15 protein-coding genes are annotated in these 19,276 nt (G+C 66.6%); 6 read left to right on the top strand and 9 right to left on the bottom strand.

What is annotated here, in order from left to right:
* Positions 1-132 precede the first annotated feature (132 nt).
* Complete coding sequence (locus tag Q0P60_RS12010) at positions 133-2,556, top strand: penicillin-binding protein 1A (protein WP_345780332.1); 2,424 nt, start codon at positions 133-135, stop codon at positions 2,554-2,556.
* 108 nt (positions 2,557-2,664) lie between these two features.
* Positions 2,665-3,309, top strand: a complete 645-nt coding sequence (locus Q0P60_RS12015) for a hypothetical protein (RefSeq protein ID WP_294993366.1) — start codon at positions 2,665-2,667, stop codon at positions 3,307-3,309.
* A gap of 62 nt (positions 3,310-3,371) precedes the next feature.
* Here the strand turns inward: Q0P60_RS12015 and Q0P60_RS12020 are convergent, their stop codons facing one another.
* The 9 genes from Q0P60_RS12020 to gmk form a co-directional block, all read right to left on the bottom strand.
* On the bottom strand, positions 3,372-3,734 hold the full coding sequence (locus Q0P60_RS12020; RefSeq protein WP_294993369.1) for a NirD/YgiW/YdeI family stress tolerance protein: 363 nt from the start codon (positions 3,732-3,734) through the stop codon (positions 3,372-3,374).
* A 209-nt stretch (positions 3,735-3,943) separates the two neighbouring features.
* A complete protein-coding gene (locus tag Q0P60_RS12025; RefSeq protein ID WP_294993372.1) occupies positions 3,944-5,221 on the bottom strand; it encodes a citrate synthase in 1,278 nt (425 codons plus the stop codon).
* Between the two features lie 296 nt (positions 5,222-5,517).
* The gene (locus Q0P60_RS12030; RefSeq protein ID WP_005418951.1) at positions 5,518-5,760 is read right to left on the bottom strand and encodes a type B 50S ribosomal protein L31; all 243 of its coding nucleotides are present in this window, start codon (positions 5,758-5,760) and stop codon (positions 5,518-5,520) included.
* A gap of 88 nt (positions 5,761-5,848) precedes the next feature.
* The gene (locus Q0P60_RS12035; protein ID WP_294993376.1) at positions 5,849-6,787 is read right to left on the bottom strand and encodes a nucleoside hydrolase; all 939 of its coding nucleotides are present in this window, start codon (positions 6,785-6,787) and stop codon (positions 5,849-5,851) included.
* A 321-nt stretch (positions 6,788-7,108) separates the two neighbouring features.
* Positions 7,109-9,220 carry an ATP-dependent DNA helicase RecG gene (gene recG, locus Q0P60_RS12040; protein WP_294993379.1) on the bottom strand — a complete coding sequence of 704 codons (2,112 nt, stop codon included), beginning with the start codon at positions 9,218-9,220 and terminating at the stop codon, positions 7,109-7,111.
* Positions 9,221-9,227: 7 nt separating this feature from the next.
* A complete protein-coding gene (locus Q0P60_RS12045) occupies positions 9,228-9,614 on the bottom strand; it encodes a RidA family protein (protein ID WP_005410875.1) in 387 nt (128 codons plus the stop codon).
* A gap of 211 nt (positions 9,615-9,825) precedes the next feature.
* Positions 9,826-11,988 carry a bifunctional (p)ppGpp synthetase/guanosine-3',5'-bis(diphosphate) 3'-pyrophosphohydrolase gene (locus Q0P60_RS12050; protein ID WP_294993383.1) on the bottom strand — a complete coding sequence of 721 codons (2,163 nt, stop codon included), beginning with the start codon at positions 11,986-11,988 and terminating at the stop codon, positions 9,826-9,828.
* A gap of 106 nt (positions 11,989-12,094) precedes the next feature.
* A complete protein-coding gene (gene rpoZ, locus Q0P60_RS12055; RefSeq protein WP_005410877.1) occupies positions 12,095-12,394 on the bottom strand; it encodes a DNA-directed RNA polymerase subunit omega in 300 nt (99 codons plus the stop codon).
* A gap of 110 nt (positions 12,395-12,504) precedes the next feature.
* The gene (gene gmk / locus Q0P60_RS12060) at positions 12,505-13,170 is read right to left on the bottom strand and encodes a guanylate kinase (protein WP_006466566.1); all 666 of its coding nucleotides are present in this window, start codon (positions 13,168-13,170) and stop codon (positions 12,505-12,507) included.
* A gap of 290 nt (positions 13,171-13,460) precedes the next feature.
* On the opposite strand from gmk, the gene fdnG reads away from it, so the two are divergent.
* The 4 genes from fdnG to fdhE all read left to right on the top strand — a co-directional run bounded on the left by fdnG (position 13,461) and on the right by fdhE (position 19,275).
* Positions 13,461-16,529: a formate dehydrogenase-N subunit alpha gene (gene fdnG / locus Q0P60_RS12065; RefSeq protein ID WP_294993389.1), complete on the top strand. Its 3,069-nt coding sequence runs from the start codon at positions 13,461-13,463 to the stop codon at positions 16,527-16,529.
* A 10-nt stretch (positions 16,530-16,539) separates the two neighbouring features.
* Complete coding sequence (gene fdxH / locus Q0P60_RS12070; RefSeq protein WP_012481154.1) at positions 16,540-17,457, top strand: formate dehydrogenase subunit beta; 918 nt, start codon at positions 16,540-16,542, stop codon at positions 17,455-17,457.
* Positions 17,454-18,101 (top strand): formate dehydrogenase subunit gamma, encoded by a 648-nt coding sequence (locus Q0P60_RS12075; protein ID WP_294993394.1) that lies wholly within the window; start codon positions 17,454-17,456, stop codon positions 18,099-18,101. The genes fdxH and Q0P60_RS12075 overlap by 4 nt, the downstream gene beginning before the upstream one ends.
* Positions 18,102-18,291: 190 nt before the next feature.
* The gene (fdhE, locus tag Q0P60_RS12080; protein ID WP_294993397.1) at positions 18,292-19,275 is read left to right on the top strand and encodes a formate dehydrogenase accessory protein FdhE; all 984 of its coding nucleotides are present in this window, start codon (positions 18,292-18,294) and stop codon (positions 19,273-19,275) included.
* Position 19,276: the final 1 nt, after the last annotated feature.

The raw sequence follows: 19,276 nt of genomic DNA on the forward strand, positions 1-19,276 counted from the left end.
TGTGAAGTCCCTCACGGATTCACCATGCAGCCCCTGGCAGTTCCCCTTGCGCTCCCCGGTGCCGACCCCAGCCGCCACCTTGCGTAATCTATACTCTGCGACCACGAAATTCGCAATCGGAATCTGAACCCGATGACTCGACTCCGCCGCTGGCTGCGCTGGATCTTCCTGATTGTCCTGGTCCTGGCGCTGATCGGCGCGGCCGCCGTGGGCGGTCTGTACTATGCCGTGTCCTCCAAGCTTCCCGACGTGCAGACCCTGCGCGACGTGGAAATGCAGGAGCCCATGTATGTCTATGCTGCCGACGGCAAGCTGATGGCCGTGTTCGGCGAGACCCGCCGCACCCCGGTCACCATGAAGGACGTGCCCGAGCGCCTGAAGCAGGCGTTCCTGGCCACCGAGGATGCCCGCTTCTACGAGCACGGCGGTGTCGACTACATGGGTATCGGCCGCGCGGTGTGGCTGCTGGCCACCACCAATGACAAGCGCGTGCCGGGCGGCTCCACCATCACCCAGCAGGTGGCCCGCCAGTTCTTCCTCAGCTCCGAGTACAGCTATACCCGCAAGCTGGCCGAGATCCTGCTGGCGCGGAAGATCGAGTCCGAGCTGAGCAAGGACGAGATCTTCGAGCTGTACCTGAACAAGAGCTTCTTCGGCAACCGCGCCTACGGCGTGGCCGCAGCGGCCGAGTTCTATTACGGCAAGAAGCTGAACGAGCTGAACCTGGACGAGATGGCCTCGCTGGCCGGCATCCCCAAGTTCCCGTCCTCGGGCAACCCGATCTCCAACCCGGAACGTGCCCGTCAGCGCCGCGACAACTATGTGCTGCAGCGCATGGCCGACCTGAAGTTCGTCACCCAGGCCGAGGCCGACGCCGCCAAGGCGGTGCCGATGCACGCCAGCGCGCATGAGCCGCCGGTGCAGGTCGATGCGCCCTACGTGGCCGAGCTGGTGCGCCAGGAAATGATCGCCCGCTTCGGCGGCGACGTGGTCAACAAGGGTTACCACGTCACCACCACCATCGATTCGACCCTGCAGACCGCGGCCAACCTGGCCATCCGCGATGGCCTGCTGCTGTACGACCACCGCCACGGCTGGCACGGCGTGGAAAAGCAGGTACAGCTGGGCGCAGGCGATGATGCCGCGGCCCTGGCCGAGCACCTGCGCGGCATGTTCGGCCAGGCCGGCCTGCTGCCGGCGATCGTCGCCAGCACCGGCGCCGACGGCAGCGCCACCGTGGTGCTGGCCAACCGCAGCGAGATCGTGCTGCCGGCCGGCGCCGCCAAGTGGACCAACAAGACCCCGGGCAAGCTGGTGCAGCGCGGTGACATCGTGCGCGTGCGCGCCGGCGCCAAGGACGGAGAGTGGCTGCTGGACCAGCTGCCGCGCGGCCAGTCGGCGCTGGTTTCGCTGGATGCCCACAGCGGCGCACTGAAGGCGCTGGTGGGTGGCTTCAGCTTCTCCGGCAACAAGTTCAACCGCGCCACCCAGGCCCGTCGCCAGCCGGGTTCCAGCTTCAAGCCGTTCGTCTATGCGGCTGCCTTCGACAAGGGCTACAACCCGGCCTCGATCGTGCTCGACGCGCCGGTGGTGTTCCGCGACCGCCGCGGCAAGACCTGGGCGCCGCAGAACGACGGCGGCGGCTTCCGTGGCCCGATGCGCCTGCGCGAAGCGCTGGTGCAGTCGCGCAACCTGGTCTCGGTGCGCCTGCTCGACGGCATGGGCGTGGACTACGCGCGCAAGTACATCAGTGAGTTCGGCTTCGCCGAATCGGAGCTGCCGCCGAACCTGTCGATGTCGCTGGGTACCGCCTCGCTGACGCCGCTGTCGGTGGCGCGCGGCTACGCCGTGTTCGCCAACGGCGGCTCGCGCGTGGACACCTGGCTGATCGACCAGGTCAACGACCGCGACGGCAACCTGGTGTTCAAGGAAAACCCGGCACTGGCCTGCCGCGACTGCGCCGGCAGCAGTGACCAGCCGGTCAACCAGGTGGTCGACGGCTTCAACTTCGGCGCCCCGGCGCCGAAGGTGGACCCGGCTGCGGCGGCCAAGGCCGAAGCCAAGGCTGAGACCCCGGCGGCGCCGGCCAACCCGGATGCCCGCACCGCCCCGCGCGCGATCGATGCCCGCACCGCCTACCAGCTGGTTTCGATGATGCGCGACGTGGTCCAGCGCGGCACCGGCGCCCAGGCCAAGGTGCTCGGCCGCGAGGATGTGGGCGGCAAGACCGGTTCCACCAATGATCACCGTGACGCCTGGTTCTCCGGTTTCGGCGGTCCGTACGTGACCACCGTGTGGGTGGGCCGCGACGACTTCCGTTCACTGGGTTACCGCGAGTACGGCGGCAAGGCGGCGCTGCCGATCTGGATCGACTACATGCGCACCGCGCTGAAGGACACCCCGATCGCGCAGAACGATCCGCCCAGCGGCATGGTCCAGGCCACCCTCAACGGCGCGACCGAGTGGGTGAAGGTGGAAGACATGGACCGCCTGACCGACTACGACCTGAACCTCAATACGCCGCAGGCCGACGCCGCCGCGTTCGATATCTTCTGAGGAAGGGATTGATGGGTGCCAACCGTGGGTTGGCACCTCCGCGAAATCCCCACGCAGATGTCACATCCTTGCGCTAGTCTGTAGCCAGGTCGCAACAGGAGTCATCGCATGCATCGCGCCCGCCAGCATGCTGCCAGCCAGACCCGCGAGCGGCGTCATCGCCTCGCCCACGAAGCCGCCCGCCTGATGGCCGAAGGCGGTATCCGCGACTACCACCAGGCCAAGTTGAAGGCCGCCAGCCGGCTCGGCATCCACGACGATGCCTCCCTGCCCCGCAATACCGAGATCGAAGACGCGCTGCGCGAATACCAGCGGCTGTTCTCCGGCCCCCGCCACGGCAACGAACTGCAGCGCCGTCGCGAAGCGGCGATGCGTGCGCTGGAATTCCTTCACGGCTTCGCCCCGCGCCTGGCCGGCCCGGTGCTGGACGGCACTGCCGATGCCAACAGCCCCGTGCAGCTGCACCTGCACAGCGATGATCCGGAAGCCGTGCACCGCTTCCTGGACGAACATGGCATTCCCGCCGAATCGCGGATGCGCCGCCTGCGCATGGATCGCGAGCGCAGCCTGGATGTACCGGTGTGGGTGTTCAGCGCCGAGGAGCTGACCTTCGACCTGGCCGTGCTGCCCTACGACGCCCTGCGCCAGGCTCCGCTGTCGCCGGTGGATGAGAAGCCGATGCGACGTGCATCTGCCACGCAGCTGCGGCAGGTACTGGCCGAGGCGGAGATCACCGCGTACATCGGCGGCTGACGCGCCGGCTGCTGGAAACGCAGCCGGGGCCACCCGGCTGCGTCCGCACGCGTGGTGCCTGCTCAGCGCGCAGGTACCACGATGACCCGATCGACATCGATGTCGGTCGGCTTGAAGCGATGCGTGTCGACCTTGCCGTGCAGCTCGACCACGGTATCGGCGCCGATCGCCTGCGGCGGCAGGTCTTCGTCGTCGATCTCGACCTCGATCTGGCCGCTGGCATCGCGGAACTGGTAGCGCTCCTTGCCCAGCTTGGCGACCAGGGTGCCGCGCAGCACCACCGGGTGATCATCGCGCTGGGCACGCGCATCGGCCACCGTGCTGGCAGCGGTACCCGCACCCGGGCCGGTGTACTGCGCGGAAGCCTGCGGGCTCAGCACGGCCAGCGGCGCGGCGATGAGGGCAATGGCGAGCAGTCGGTTCATGGTGTACTCCGTGGAGGGAAAGACCCTGAAGTTTCTATCGCCTTGCATGTGATGCCCATGCAACAGATCCGAAAAGAGGTGAAGACGCGACGCGGGAAATGTGTGGACCCACGGCCCACATCCACCATCGACCGGCCCCAGCCCCTTCGCCGGCAAAAAAAAACGCCCCGCGGATGCGGGGCGTTTCCAGCACAACCTACGCGGGGCGATCAGCCCTGATAGTCGCGCACGTCGCTGCCGGTGTAGACCTGGCGCGGACGGCCGATCTTCATTTCCGGGTCGACCTGCTGTTCCAGCCAATGCGACACCCAGCCGGAGGTGCGGCCCAGGGCGAACATGACGGTGAACATTTCGGTCGGGATCTGCAGCGCCTTGTAGATGATGCCGCTGTAGAAATCGACGTTCGGGTACAGCTTGCGGGCGACGAAGTACTCGTCCTGCAGCGCGGCCTGTTCCAGCTTCACGGCCACGTCCAGCAGCGGATCCTGCACGCCCAGCTGCTTCAGCACCTTGCTGGTCATCTCACCGATGACCTTGGCGCGCGGGTCGAAGTTCTTGTAGACGCGGTGGCCGAAGCCCATCAGGCGGAAGCCCGAGGTCTTGTCCTTGGCCTTGAGCACGGCGGACTCGACGTTGTCGGCGCTGCCGATTTCTTCCAGCATCTTCAGCACGGCTTCGTTGGCACCGCCGTGGGCCGGACCCCACAGCGCGGTGACGCCGGCGGCGACCGAAGCGTACGGGTTGGCACCGGTCGAACCGACCAGGCGCACGGTCGAGGTCGAAGCGTTCTGCTCGTGGTCGGCGTGCAGGATGAACAGCAGGTCCAGCGCCTTGACCACATCCGGGTTCAGATCGTACTGGCCATCCGCCGACTCGAAGGTCTGCTTCAGGAAGCGGCTGACGTAGTCCAGCGAGGTGTCCGGCTTGTTGGCCGGCAGGCCCTTGCCGTGGCGGTAGATCAGCGCCGACAGGGTCGGCACCTTGGCGATCAGGCGCACGGCGGCCTTGCGGCGCTGTTCGGCGTCGGACAGGTCCAGCGAGTCGTGGTAGATCGCCGACAGCTGCGCGATCGCAGCGGCCAGGATCGCCATCGGGTGGGCATCCTTGGCGAAGCTGCCGATCAGGGTGTTGATCGACGCATCGACGTCGGCCTCGGCGGTCAGCTCGTCGGTGAAGGCCTTCAGCTGCTCGGCGCTCGGGCGCTCGCCGTTGATCAGCAGGTAGGCCACTTCGACGTAGCTCGACTTCTCCGACAGCTGTTCGATCGGGTAGCCGCGGTACAGCAGCACGCCCTTGTCGCCGTCGATGTAAGTGATGGCGGACTTGCAGCTGGCCGTCGCGGTGAAGCCGGAATCGTAGGTGAAATACCCCGTTTCCTTGGTCAGCTTCGCGATGTCGACGCAGTCGTTGCCAAGGGTGGGTTTGATGACGGGCAGAACGACCGACTTATCGCCGGCGTTGAGCGTGACCTGATCAAGATCGGACACTGTGTGCGCTCCTTCATGGGAAGGCGCCTGCCCAAGCGCATTGGTCAGGCACGTGAATGACGTCCACGACCTGTGTCGTGGATCACGCCATTATCGCACAGCAGCATTTGCCCGGCGCTAGACAGAAGTCGTAGACGGCAGGCGGCCAGAACCCGGCCAGCAAGCGGCCCGGATCGGCAAAAGCGTTGTCACGCGAACGCAGTGTTCCGTCCATCCAAACGCCCGTTGGGCAGGCGTTGGGGAAAAACAAACGGCCGCGCAGAGCGCGGCCGTCGGTTCGAAGCTGGATCGACAGATCAGCGCGCGTAGCGCTTCTGGAACTTGTCGATACGGCCCGAGGTGTCGATGACCTTGTGCTTGCCCGTGTAGAACGGGTGCGAAGCAGAGGAAATTTCAACCTTGACCAGCGGGTATTCGTTGCCGTCTTCCCACTGGATGGTTTCCTTCGTGCCCATGGTCGAGCGGGTCAGGAACTTGAAATCGGAGGTGACGTCATGGAAGACGACGTCGCGGTAGTTCGGATGGATATCGGCCTTCATGGGCTCACACCGTAAATGGGCTGGTGGTCAAGAGCGGCATTATAAGCACCGGTTGCCGCCCGGGGCAACCGGTGCCGGGAAACGGACTTCAGTCCGCGCCCAGGGCCTGGCGCACCAGGGCCTCGAAACGCCCCTGGTCGTAGGCCATCAGCAGATCGCAGTTGTCCGGCTGGCCGGTCTGGCGGTTCCAGTCGACGATGGTGGCGCCGCGGCTGAACGTACCGTTCAGTTCCACGTTCAGCGGACGCGATTCGACCCGCAGCTGCCCTTCCGGGTTCAGCGCCCAGGCCATGGCCACCGCGTCGGCGGTGTACCAGCGGCCACCCTTGCTGTCTTCGGACAGGCCACGGGTCTTGCGCGAGATCAGCTCGTAGAAGCGCGCACGATCGGAATCGGCCTGCAGCCACTTCTCGGCGTCCTGCAGCGGCAGGCCGTGGGCAACGGTGGCCTCCCAGTCCGACACCAGCAGGTGCTTGAAGGAGGTGAACACCACGTGCGCCGCTTCCGGGTCGAAGGCGATGTTGAACTCGGCGGCCGGGGTGATGTTGCCGTGGCAGGTGACCGCACCACCCATCACCACGATGCGCTTGATGCGCTCGGGCAGGGTCGGATCGAGCTTCAGCGCCAATGCCAGGTTGGTCAGCGGGCCGAGCATCACCAGCATCAGTTCGCCGGCGTGTTCGTGCGACAGGCGCAGGATCGCCAGCGCGGCATGTTCGGCTTCGGCCTGGCGGCTCGGCGGCGGCAGGTCGACATCGCCGTAGCCATCACGGCCGTGCACATGGGCAGCATCGACGGAAGGGTGCAGCAGCGGATCCGGGCTGCCGGCAAACACCGGCACGTCGGCGCGGCCGACGACGTCGCAGAGCTTGAGGGCGTTGCGGACGGTGTACTGCAGGCCAACGTTGCCGGCGGCGATGGTCAGGGCGACCACGTCATGCCGTTCATCGGCGAAGGCCATCAGCAGGGCCAGGGCGTCGTCCACACCGGGGTCGGTGTCGATCAACAGGGGGATCTTGTGGGTCATCGTTGCCGTCTTCAGATCGGCAACGAAGTGTGGACCGGCTTGATGACCGTTGCAAGTACGGGGGGCGGCAGGGCTGCGCCCTGCACCCGCAGAGGCCGGAGCAACGGCAAACGCTGGCTTCCTGGTGATGGCAGGGGGGGGGCTGCCGTTGGTGGGTATCGATCTTGGTCGACACATCCACGCCGTGCGTGGATGAGAATGGCAGCCGAGCGTGGGCTCGGCTCTACGGTAGATCCACGCCGTGCGTGGATGAGAATGGCAGCCGAGCGTGGGCTCGGCTCTACAGTAGATCCACGCCATGCGTGGATGCGGCCCCGCTCTTTACGCCGAGGCGTAGCGCACGGCCGTGCCGATCCAGCGCGCGACCACCCGGTCGGCCAGCGCCGGCTGCTGGGCCAGCAGGCGTTCGGCCAGGTCGTGAACGCCGGGCAGCAGGCCAGCGTCGCGGGCCAGGTCGGCGATGCGGAAGCCGGCCAGGCCGGTCTGCCGGGTCCCCAGCAGTTCGCCCGGGCCGCGCAGCTCCAGGTCCTTCTCGGCAATGACGAAGCCATCGTTGGTTTCGCGCATGGTCTGCAGGCGTTCGCGCGCCATCTGCGAAAGCGGCGCCTGGTACAGCAGCACGCAGCGCGACACCGCCGAACCGCGGCCGACGCGGCCGCGCAGCTGGTGCAGCTGGGCCAGGCCCAGCCGTTCTGCGTTCTCGATCACCATCAGCGAAGCGTTCGGTACGTCCACGCCCACTTCGATGACCGTGGTCGCCACCAGCAGATCGATCTCACCCGCCTTGAACGCCACCATCGTCGCCAGCTTTTCGGCGGCCTTCAGCCGCCCGTGCACCAGCCCGACGCGTACGCCCGGCAGCAGTGCCTGCAGCGATTCGTAGGTCGCCTGCGCCGGTGTGGCATCCAGCTCTTCGCTTTCCTCGATCAGCGTGCACACCCAGTACACCTGCCGTCCTTCCTGGCAGGCCAGCGCGATGCGCTCGATCAGCTCGGGGCGGCGGTCATTGTTCAATGCCACGGTCTGCACCGGCGTGCGGCCCGGTGGCAGTTCGTCGATGGCCGACACATCCAGGTCGGCGTATTCGGACATCGCCAGCGTGCGCGGAATCGGCGTGGCGGTCATCACCAGCTGGTGCGGCACGCTGTTGCCACCCGCACCCTTGTCGCGCAGGGCCAGCCGCTGATGCACGCCAAAGCGGTGCTGCTCATCGACGATGGCCAGGGCCAGATCCTGGAACACGACCGCTTCCTGCATCAGCGCGTGGGTACCAACCACCACCTGCGCTTCGCCGTTGGCGACCTGCTCCATCACCTTGGCGCGCGCCTTGCCGGTGACCTTGCCGGCCAGCCAGGCGATGCGCAGGCCGAGCGGCTCCAGCCAGCCACGCAGGTTGTTGAGATGCTGTTCGGCCAGCAGTTCGGTGGGCGCCGCCAGCGCGACCTGCTTGCCCTGCTCCACCGCCAGCATGGCGGCCAGCGCCGCGACCACGGTCTTGCCTGAGCCGACGTCGCCCTGCACCAGCCGCAGCATCGGGCTGGGACGCGACAGGTCTTCGCGGATCTGCTTGAACACGCGCGCCTGCGCGCCGGTCAGCGCGAACGGCAACTGCTTCAGCAGCGCCTTGGCCAGCCTGCCGGGGCCGGCCAGTGGCGGCGCATGGTGCGCCTGCAACGCGATGCGCTGGCGGCGCAGGCTGAGGTGGTGGGCCAGCAGTTCTTCCATCGCCAGGCGCCGCTGCGCCGGATGGGTACCTGCGGCCAATGCGGCCAGGTCGGCGTCGGGCGGCGGCCGGTGCACGGTCAGCAGCGCGCTGCGCAGCGACGGCAGGCCAAGACCATCCAGCCAGCCGCTGGGCAACAGTTCCAGCGTGCTTTCTTCGGGCAGGCGGTCCAGGGCCTGGCCGATCAGCTTGCGCAGGGTCATCGGGCCGACACCCTCGACGGTGGGATAGACCGGGTCGAGGCGGTCACCCAGTTCGGGATCATCGTTGCGTCCCAGCACCTGGTAGCTGGGGTGGACGATTTCCAGGCCGAGGTGGCCCGGCTTGGGCGTACCGAAGCAGCGCAGCCGGTTCCCCACCGCGAACTGGCCGACCTGCTGCTGGCGGAAATGGAAGAAGCGCAGCACCAGGGTGCCCTGCCCTTCGTCCTCCACCGCCACCTTCAGCATCGGCCGGTAGCGCATGCCGCGCTCGACCGCGACCACCCGCCCTTCCACCTGCGCCGGCACGCCGTTGCGCAGGTCTTCGATGCGGGTCAGCCGGGTCCGGTCTTCATAGCGCAACGGCAGGTGAAGCCAGAGATCCTGCAGGGTGGCCAGGCCACGCGCCTGCAGCTTGGCGGCCACGGCCGGACCGACGCCAGCAAGCATCGCCAGGGATGCTTCGCCGGACGGTGACAGGACCGGGGTGACCGCCGCCTTGCGTGCCACGGAGGGGTCAGTCGATGACCATCACCGCGTCGACCTCGAAGTTGGCGCCCTTCGGCAGGCCGGACACTTCGATGGTGGAACGGGCCGGATACGGCGCCTGGAAGTAGTCCTGCATGACCGCGTTGACCTTGGCGAACTCGCCCAGGTCGGTCAGGTACAGGCCGAGGCGCACGACCTTGTCCAGCGAACCGCCCGCGGCTTCAGCCACGGCCTTCAGGTTGTCGAAGGCGCGGCGGGCCTGCGCTTCGACGTCGCCGGCGCCGACGATGTCGCCGGTGGCCGGGTCGAGCGGGATCTGGCCGGAGAAGTACACGGTGTTGCCGGCGCGCACGGCCTGCGAGTACGGGCCGATGGCGGCGGGAGCCTTTTCGGTGTTGATGATCTGGCGGGACATGGGTCGCTCCGGTGCTTGGGGGAAAACAGAGCGGTGATTGTACCGGCTGGGGCCGGCTTTGACCCTGCACACATGAGGGGCGTGCCGGCCGCTGGCCGGCAATCCCGTGAAATCCGGAAGCACCAGGAGGTTGCCGGCCAGCGGCCGGCACTACCGGGAGCAGCCGGGCTTGGGCTCGGCGCTACAGGAATCATCCACGCAGGGCGTGGATCTACTGGCGGCGCACCGACTGCACGACCGACAGGCGGCGCAGGCGACGCATCACCTCGGCCAGGTGGTTGCGGTCGCGCACCTGGATGTTGAACGCCAGCACGGCGGCGTTGAAGTCGCGATCCAGGTAGTCCACGCGTTCGATGTTGGAATGGCTCTGTGCGATCGCGGCGGCCAACTGCGCCAGCACGCCGGTGCCGTTCTCCACTTCCACCACCAGCGAGGTGTCGTAGTCGCCGGAGACGGTGGTGTCCCAGCCGATCGGCACCCAGCGCTCGGGCGACTTGCGCAGCTCGGCCAGGTTCGGGCAGTCCATGCGGTGCACCACGATGCCCTTGCCCGCGGTGTGGTAGCCCATGATCTCGTCGCCGGGGATCGGCTGGCAGCAGCCGGCGAAGGTGACCACGCCACGCTCGCTGCCGTTGATCAGGATCTTTTCCTGCGAGTGGTGGCGCGAATGCGGGCCGCCACGCAGTTCGGCGTAGGCCATCAGCGCCTGCGCGGCCTGGGTCGGCATCCAGTTGCCGAGTGCGACCTCGGCCAGCAGTGCCTCCAGGCGCGGGAAACGGTGTTCGGCCAGGAATGCGTCCAGGCGGCCCTTCGGCAGGCGCTCCAGCGAGGAATCCATCGCCTCCAGCGCGCGATCGAGCATGCGGTGGCCCAGCTGCACGGCATCTTCGTGTTCCAGCTGCTTGAGCTGGTGGCGGATGGCGGTGCGCGCCTTGCTGGTGACCACGAATTCCAGCCACTGCGGCTTCGGCGTGGCCGAGCGGGCGGTGATGATTTCCACCGACTGGCCCGAGACCAGCTTGGTGCGCAGCGGCACCAGTTTCTTGTCCACGCGCGAGGCCACCGCCATGTTGCCGACGTCGGTATGCACGGCGTAGGCGAAATCGAGCGCGGTGGAATTGCGCGGCAGGGCCAGGATCTTGCCCTTCGGGGTGAACAGGTAGACCTCGTCCGGGAACAGGTCAACCTTGACGTTGTCGAGGAACTCCAGCGAGGACCCGGCAGCGCGCTGCGAATCGATCAGTTCAACGATCCAGGCGTGCGCACGGCTCTGCGCGCTGTTGGGCGAATCGCCACCGAACTTGTAGGTCCAGTGCGCGGCCACGCCGCGTTCGGCGATCAGGTCCATCTCCTCGGTGCGGATCTGCACCTCGATCGGTGAACCGTACGGCCCGAACAGCACGGTGTGCAGCGACTGGTAACCGTTGGCCTTGGGAATGGCGATGAAATCGCGGAACCGGCCATCCAGCGGCTTGAAGGTGGCGTGCACCGAACCCAGCGCGTGGTAGCAGCTGGGCACGCTGCGCACGACCAGGCGGAAGCCGAATACATCCATCACCTGGTCGAAGCTCTTGTTCTCGTCGCGCATCTTGTTGTAGATGCTCCACGGCGTCTTGATGCGGCTGACCAGGCGGTGCTCGATGCCCTCCTTGGCCAGCCGCTGCGACAGCTGCACCTCCACCTGCGCCATCGCCTCGCGGCGCACCACCGGCTGGCTGCGGATGTGCTTCTCGATGATGGCGTGGCGCCACGGGTACAGCGCCTTGAAGCCGAGGTTCTGCAGTTCGCTCTTGACCAGGCTCATGCCCAGGCGCTGGGCGATCGGCGCATAGATCTCCAGCGTCTCGCGGGCGATGCGGCCGCGCGCTTCGCGGCTCTGCGCGCCCAGCGTGCGCATGTTGTGCAGGCGGTCGGCGAGCTTGATCATGATCACGCGCAGGTCGCGCGACATCGCCAGCAGCATCTTGCGGAAGCTTTCGGCGGCCGCTTCCTGGCGGTCGCGGAACTTCAGCTTGTCCAGCTTGGTTACGCCATCGACCAGCTCGGCCACGGCTTCGCCGAACTCGGCCGACAGCGCCTCGCGGGTCAGCGGGGTGTCTTCGATGGTGTCGTGCAGGATCGCGGCGATCAGCGCTTCCACGTCCAGGCCCAGCTCGGCCAGCACCTGCGCCACCGCCACCGGATGGGTGATATAGGGCTCACCCGACTTGCGCGTCTGCCCAGCGTGCGCGGCGGCCCCGACTTCCCAGGCACGGCGCAGCAGCGGCAGCTGCTCCGGCGGCAGGTAATGGGCGGCGCGTTCGAGCTGGAGGACGTAGTCGGGTACGGCGGCAGCGGGAGCTGCGGCGACCTTGGCAGTGGGGCCTGGGTTCATGCCCGAAGCCTATTCCAGCGCGACGTTTACGGCAAATCCTGAATGCGAAACAGCCCGCACGGCGCGGGCTGTTCGGCATCTCCAACAATTACGTTGATCGATACGATCAATCGTCGTTCTTGGACATGTCTTCGTCGGCCACCACTTCAGCGGCCGCCCACTCCAGCGCTTCGCGCTCGGCGCGCTCACGCTCGGCCTTCTCGACTTCGTCGATCAGCGCGTTGTCGATCTTGCGGGCAGCGATTTCGCGCAGCGCCAGCACGGTCGGCTTGTCCTCGGTCTCGCTGTTGTCCAGCGTGGCCTGCACGCCGTTGGCGAGCTGGCGGGCACGCTTGGAAGCCATCATGACCAGTTCGAAACGGTTGTTAACGACTTCCAGGCAATCTTCTACGGTGATGCGGGCCATACGGGCTCCCGGCGACCGGTCGGCCGCTCAGTCGAATGAGGGAAAGGGGACGGAGTGTACCGGCAGGGGCTGGACAAAATCAAGCCAACCCCCACCCGATTCTTTTGGAATCAGTCAGTTGCGCCCGGATCGGGGGTCAGCAGGGCCTGGATCAGGCCGGCGTGGCGAACCTTCTGCGCCTCACGGCGCAGGCGGCTGGCGGTGAAGATGGCGCACAGCTCGTCCACCGCGGTATCGAACACCTCGTTGACGATCACGTAGTCGAACTCGTTGAAGTGCAGCATTTCATCGCGGGCAGCCCCCAGCCGCTGGGCGATGACCGCCTCGCTGTCCTGGCCGCGCTTGCGCATGCGGTCCTGCAGGGCCTGCTTGGACGGCGGCAGGATGAACACGGTGACCGTACCCGGCACCAGCTGGCGCACCTGCTGCGCGCCCTGCCAGTCGATCTCCAGCAGCACGTCCTGGCCGGCCGCCAGCTGCGGTTCCACCGACTGCCGGGCGGTGCCCTTCCAGTCGCCGTGCACCCAGGCATGCTCGAAGAAGTCACCGGCAGCGATCATCTGCTCGAACTTCTCGGCGCTGACGAAGTGGTAGTGCTGGCCGTTCACCTCACCCGGGCGCATCGCGCGCGAGGTGAAGGAGATCGACAGGGCGATCTGCGGGTCACGTGCCAGGGTGGCGTTGACGATGCTGCTCTTGCCGGCACCGGAGGGGGCGGCAACGATGTACAGCGTGCCGCGCGCGACGGCGTCCGACGAAGGAGACGGGGCGCTCATGCACGGAACCCAACTGGTTGATTTCGCAAAATTTTTCCTCGATGTTCCAGATCCGGCGCGGAGGATCGCGCCAGGATGGCGGAGGCTGCGCGGAACATCCTGGAAGCAGGCCCGGCAGACGGCTCCCCGGGGGGCGGGCACGCAACTTTACCAGAGCGGCCCCTTTGCGCGCCCGTCCGGCAACCGCCGGGCCTTGTGCCACATGGGCATCCGGGGCCCTGTGCTATAACCGGGCCGTACCCACCGACAGCCCGGAGGCCTGCGCCTCCTCGCCATCCTAGGAGAACGGCATGCCCTCGATGAGCCGCCGCCAGTTCCTGAAGGTGACCGGGACCACCCTGGTCGGCTCCAGCCTGGCATTGATGGGCTTCGCGCCCGGCATCGCGCTCGCGGAGGTCCGGCAATACAAGCTGACCCGCGCGACCGAGACCCGCAACACCTGTACGTACTGTTCGGTGGCCTGCGGCATCCTGATGTACAGCCTCGGCGATGGCGCCAAGAACGCCGAGCCGAGCATCTTCCATATCGAGGGCGACCCCGACCACCCGGTCAATCGCGGCACGCTGTGCCCGAAGGGTGCCGGCCTGGCCGACATCATCCACAGCAAGTCGCGCCTGCTCTACCCCGAGTACCGCGCGCCGGGCTCGAACGAATGGAGGCGGCTGAGCTGGGACGATGCGCTGGACCGCATCGCGCGGCTGATGAAGGAAGACCGCGACGCCAACTTCGTACAGAAGAACGAAGCCGGGCAGACGGTCAACCGCTGGCTGACCACCGGCATGCTGGCCGCCTCGGCCACCAGCAATGAAACCGCGGTGCTGACCCACAAGGTCGTGCGCTCCCTTGGCATGCTGGCATTCGACAACCAGGCACGTGTCTGACACGGCCCGACGGTGGCAGGTCTTGCCCCGACGCTAGGCCGTGGTGCGATGACGAATCACTGGGTCGACATCAAGAATGCCGACCTGATCCTGATCATGGGTGGCAATGCCGCCGAGGCACACCCGTGCGGCTTCAAATGGGTGACCGAGGCCAAGGCACACAACAAGGCACGCCTGATCGTGGTCGATCCGCGCTTCAACCGCTCGGCCGCGGTGGCCGACGTGTATGCGCCGATCCGCACCGGCACCGACATCGTGTTCCTGGGTGGCCTGATCAACTACCTGTTGACCGAGGACCGCATCCAGCACGAGTACGTGCTGAACTACACCGACATGTCGTTCCTGGTGAAGGACGAGTTCGCCTTCAAGGATGGCCTGTATTCGGGCTACAACGAGGAGAAGCGCAGCTACGACCGTTCCAGCTGGGACTACGCCTACGGTGACGATGGCTTCGTGCGCAGCGATCCTACCCTGAAGGACCCGCGCTGCGTCTACAACCTGCTCAAGCAGCACTACGCGCGCTACACCGTGGACATGGTCGAGCGCATCTGCGGCACACCGGCCGACAGCATCCGCCAGGTGTGGGACATGATCGCGTCCACCGCGGGCAAGGACAAGGCGATGACCATCCTGTACGCGCTGGGCTGGACGCAGCACTCGATCGGCGCGCAGAACGTGCGTGCCGGCACCATGGTGCAGCTGCTGCTGGGCAACATCGGCGTGGCCGGTGGTGGCATGAACGCGCTGCGCGGGCATTCCAACATCCAGGGCCTGACCGATATCGGCCTGATGTCGGACCTGCTGCCCGGCTACCTGACCCTGCCGAAACAGGATGAGCAGGACTACGACGCCTACATCGCCAAGCGCACGCAGAAACCGCTGCGCGCCAACCAGATGTCGTTCTGGCAGAACTACCCGAAGTTCCACGTCAGCCTGATGAAGTCATGGTGGGGCGATGCCGCCAGCGCCGACAACAACTGGTGCTTCGACCACCTGCCCAAGCTCGACAAGCCGTACGACATGCTGCAGGCGTACGAGCTGATGAACGAAGGCAAGATCCATGGCTACATCTGCCAGGGCTTCAACCCGCTGGCCTCGGCACCGAACAAGGGCAAGCTGATCAGCGCGTTCTCCAAGCTGAAGTTCATGGTCAGCATGGACCCGCTGGAAACGGAGACCATCGCCTTCTGGCAGAACCATGGCGCGCTGAACGACGTCGATCCCGCCAGCATCCAGACCGAAGTGTTCCGCCTGCCAACCACCTCCTTCGCCGAGGAGAACGGCGCGGTGGTCAATTCTTCGCGCTGGCTGCAGTGGCACTGGAAGGGGGCCAATCCGCCGGGTGAAGCGCGCAGCGACATCGAGATCATGTCCGAGCTGTTCCATCGCATCAAGGCGATGTACCAGAAGGACGGGGGTGCCTGGTGGGAGCCGGTGCGCGACCTGGCCTGGAAGTACTCCAACCCGGAACTGCCGACCCCGGAAGAACTGGCGATGGAATACAACGGCAAGGCGCTGGCCGACGTGTTCGATCCGAAGGACCCGACCAAGCTGGTGCGCAAGGCTGGCGAACAGCTGGCCGCGTTCGGTGACCTGCGCGATGACGGCAGCACCGCGTCCGGCTGCTGGATCTACATCGGCGCCTGGGGACCGACCGGCAACATGATGGCGCGACGTGACAACAGCGACCCCACCGGCATCGGCAACACGCTGGGCTGGGCCTGGGCGTGGCCGGCCAACCGCCGTGTGATGTACAACCGCGCCTCGTGCGACGTGGCCGGGCAACCGTTCGATCCACGGCGCACGCTGCTGGCATGGAATGGCAGGAACTGGGGCAACGTGGACGTGCCCGACTTCAAGGCCGATGAAGACCCCGCCGGTGGCATGGGCCCGTTCATCATGAACCCGGAAGGCATCGCCCGCTTCTTCGCCAAGGCCGGCATGGCCGAGGGGCCGTTCCCGGAACACTACGAGCCGTTCGATACACCGCTGCGCAGCAACCCGCTCAGCCCAGGCCAGGCATTGACCCTGAACAACCCGGCGGCACGCGTGTTCGCCAGTGACCGTGCGCAGATCGGCTCGCCGGACGAGTTCCCGCATGTGGCCACCACCTACCGCCTGACCGAGCATTTCCACTTCTGGACCAAGCACGGCAAGCTCAACGCCATCATCCAGCCCGAGCAGTTCGTGGAGATCGGCGCGGCCCTGGCCGACGAGCTGGGCATCAACAACGGCAGCCGCGTGCGGGTCAGTTCCAAGCGCGGGCATATCGAAGCGGTGGCCATGGTCACCAAGCGCATCAAGGCCCTGCAGATCGACGGCAGGACCGTGCATCAGGTAGGCGTGCCGATCCACTGGGGCTTCCTCGGTGCGGCCAAGCCCGGCTACATCGCAAACACGCTGACCAACGCCATCGGTGACGGCAACTCGCAGACGCCGGAATCGAAGTGCATCCTGGTCAAGGTCGAGAAGGTGTAGGAGACACGTCATGTCACTGCAATCGCTGGACATCATCCGCCGCTCGGCCACCACCACGCCCTCGCCGGAAGCGCGTGGCGCGCACACCGGCCAGGTCGCCAAGCTGATCGATGTGAGCAAATGCATCGGCTGCAAGGCCTGCCAGGTCGCCTGCATGGAATGGAACGACCTGCGCGACGAAGTCGGCAGCTGCGTTGGCAGCTATGACAATCCGCCCGACCTGAGCGAGCAGTCGTGGACGGTGATGAAATTCCGCGAGTACGAGGATGAGAAGGGCAAGCTGGAATGGCTGATCCGCAAGGAAGGCTGCATGCACTGCAGCGACCCGGGCTGCCTGAAGGCCTGCCCGTCGCCCGGTGCGATCATCCAGTACGCCAACGGCATCGTCGACTTCCAGGAAGAGAACTGCATCGGCTGCGGCTACTGCGTGACCGGCTGCCCGTTCGATGTGCCACGCATTTCCAAGAAGGACCACAAGGCCTACAAGTGCACGCTGTGCTCGGACCGGGTGGCCGTAGGCCAGGAACCGGCCTGCGTGAAGACCTGCCCGACCGGCGCGATTACCTTCGGCAGCAAGCAGGCGATGACCGAGCATGCCGCCGGCCGCGTCGAAGACCTGAAGTCGCGCGGCTATGAGAACGCCGGCCTGTACGACCCACAGGGCGTCGGCGGCACCCACGTGATGTACGTGCTGCAGCATGTGGACAAGCCCGAGCTGTACGCCGACCTGCCCAAGGACCCGCGCATCAGCCCAATGGTGGAGGTCTGGAAGGGCGTGGCCAAACCGCTCGGCGTGCTGGCGATCGCCGCCACCGCCTTCGCCGGCTTCCTGCATTACATCGGCATCGGCCGCAACACGGTCAATGACGAGGAAGAAGAGGAAGCCGAGCACGAGGCGAAGAAGATCGAAGAGGAGCAGCGGCCATGAAGTACGCCCCGCACCCGCGGCAGATCATCCGCTACCGCGCGCCGACCCGCATCAACCACTGGATCGTGGCGATCTGCTTCGTGCTGACCGCGCTGTCCGGGCTGGCGCTGTTCCACCCTGCCCTGTTCCCGCTGACCCAGCTGTTCGGTGGTGGGCCGTGGACGCGCATCCTGCACCCGTTCATCGGCCTGGCCATGGTGATCGGCTTTGCCCTGCTCGCACTCCGCATGTGGCGCGACAACCTGCCTACCGCGGATGACCGTGCGTGGATGCGCGGCATGCGTGACGTGCTGCGCAACGAGGACGAGAAGCTGCCGCCGGTGGGCCGCTTCAATGCCGGCCAGAAGCTGCTGTTCTGGGCCATCATCGGCTGCCTGTCGGCGCTGCTGCTGACCGGCTTCGTGATCTGGCGGCAGTACTTCAGCCACTTCTTCCCGATCGGGCTGATCCGCTTCTCGGTACTTGCCCATGCGCTGTTCGGCTGGGTGCTGGTCTGCGCGATCGTGGTGCACATCTATGCCGCCATCTGGATCAAGGGCTCGGTACGGGCGATGACCCAGGGCAAGGTGACCTACGGCTGGGCGTACAAGCACCACCGGCAGTGGTTCCGCGACCTCCTGCGTGGCCGCCGCGAGCAGGGCTAGCGGCCCCACCCTGCCTTCGATAGAACTCTGCGATGTGCAGTAGATCCACGCCATGCGTGGATGAACGCGGCCATGATCGAAACCGGACGTCTGTAGCGTCCAGCCATGCCCGACGGCGCTGCTTCAAACACGCTGGACGCCGGCGCCGACAACGGCGAGGATGGAGCCTGGTTCTTCCGGCTGGCCCCGCATGGCGCAACGCATCCTTGAACCCGGTGAAATCGAGACGCTGGCCTCGCGCGATGTTCCGCGCATCATCCTGCCCGATGTCGATTCGCTGTTCGCCGCGCGTGCGGCGCGGCTGCGCAGCCTGTCCGCACACAGCGCCATCGGCGGCTACCTGCAGCTGCTGGCGGCACTGGCCGATGCACAGCAGGCAGTTCTGGAAGCACTGTCACCGCAGCATCGCGAAGCGCTGCAGGCACAGGCGCGCGCGCAGCAGTCGAGCGCGGCAGCCAGTGCCGGCATGCCGTTGCGGCCGGCCAACACGCTCCAGCTGGATGGCCGTTGGCGGCAGTGGCTGCGCACGCTGTGCCAGCACTGCGCCGATGAAGCCGGGCTGCCGGCGGAGACCCGGCAGGAGCTGCTGCGCGTTGCCGCCGCCGATGACGCCTGGCTGGATGCGCAGGCACATGCGGTGCTGGAGCGCGACGATGCGCCCTCGCTGGACGCGGTCGCTGCGCTGCTGGTGATGAACGCACTGCAGGTCTATTGGGCAGTGCTGGCCGCCAGCTTCCGCCCCACCGAGCTGAAGCCGCTGGCCGACGCGCCAGGGCTGTGCCCGCTGTGCGGCAGCCTGCCGGTGGCCAGCGTGGTGCAGGCACGGCCGCCCTATGCCTCCTACCGCTACCTGTCATGCTCACTATGCGCCTGCCAGTGGCACTACGTCCGCGTGCAGTGCAGCCAGTGCGGCGCCGCCGGCAAGGACATCGCCTACCGCGCCCTCGCAGATGTCGACGGTGACAGCGGCGAGGCCATCCGTGAGAGCGCGGTGCGTGCCGAGACCTGCGACCATTGCCGCAGCTACCGCAAGATCCTGTACCTGGAAAAGGACCCGGCGCTGGAACCGGTCGCCGATGATCTCGGCACACTGGCACTGGACCTGCTGCTGGGCGAGGAAGGCTACGCGCGTGCGAGCCAGAACCCGCTGCTGTGGCAATCCGACGACGACTGAC

It is taken from the genome of uncultured Stenotrophomonas sp. (genome assembly GCF_945952405.1).
In the GTDB taxonomy this organism is placed as follows: domain Bacteria; phylum Pseudomonadota; class Gammaproteobacteria; order Xanthomonadales; family Xanthomonadaceae; genus Stenotrophomonas.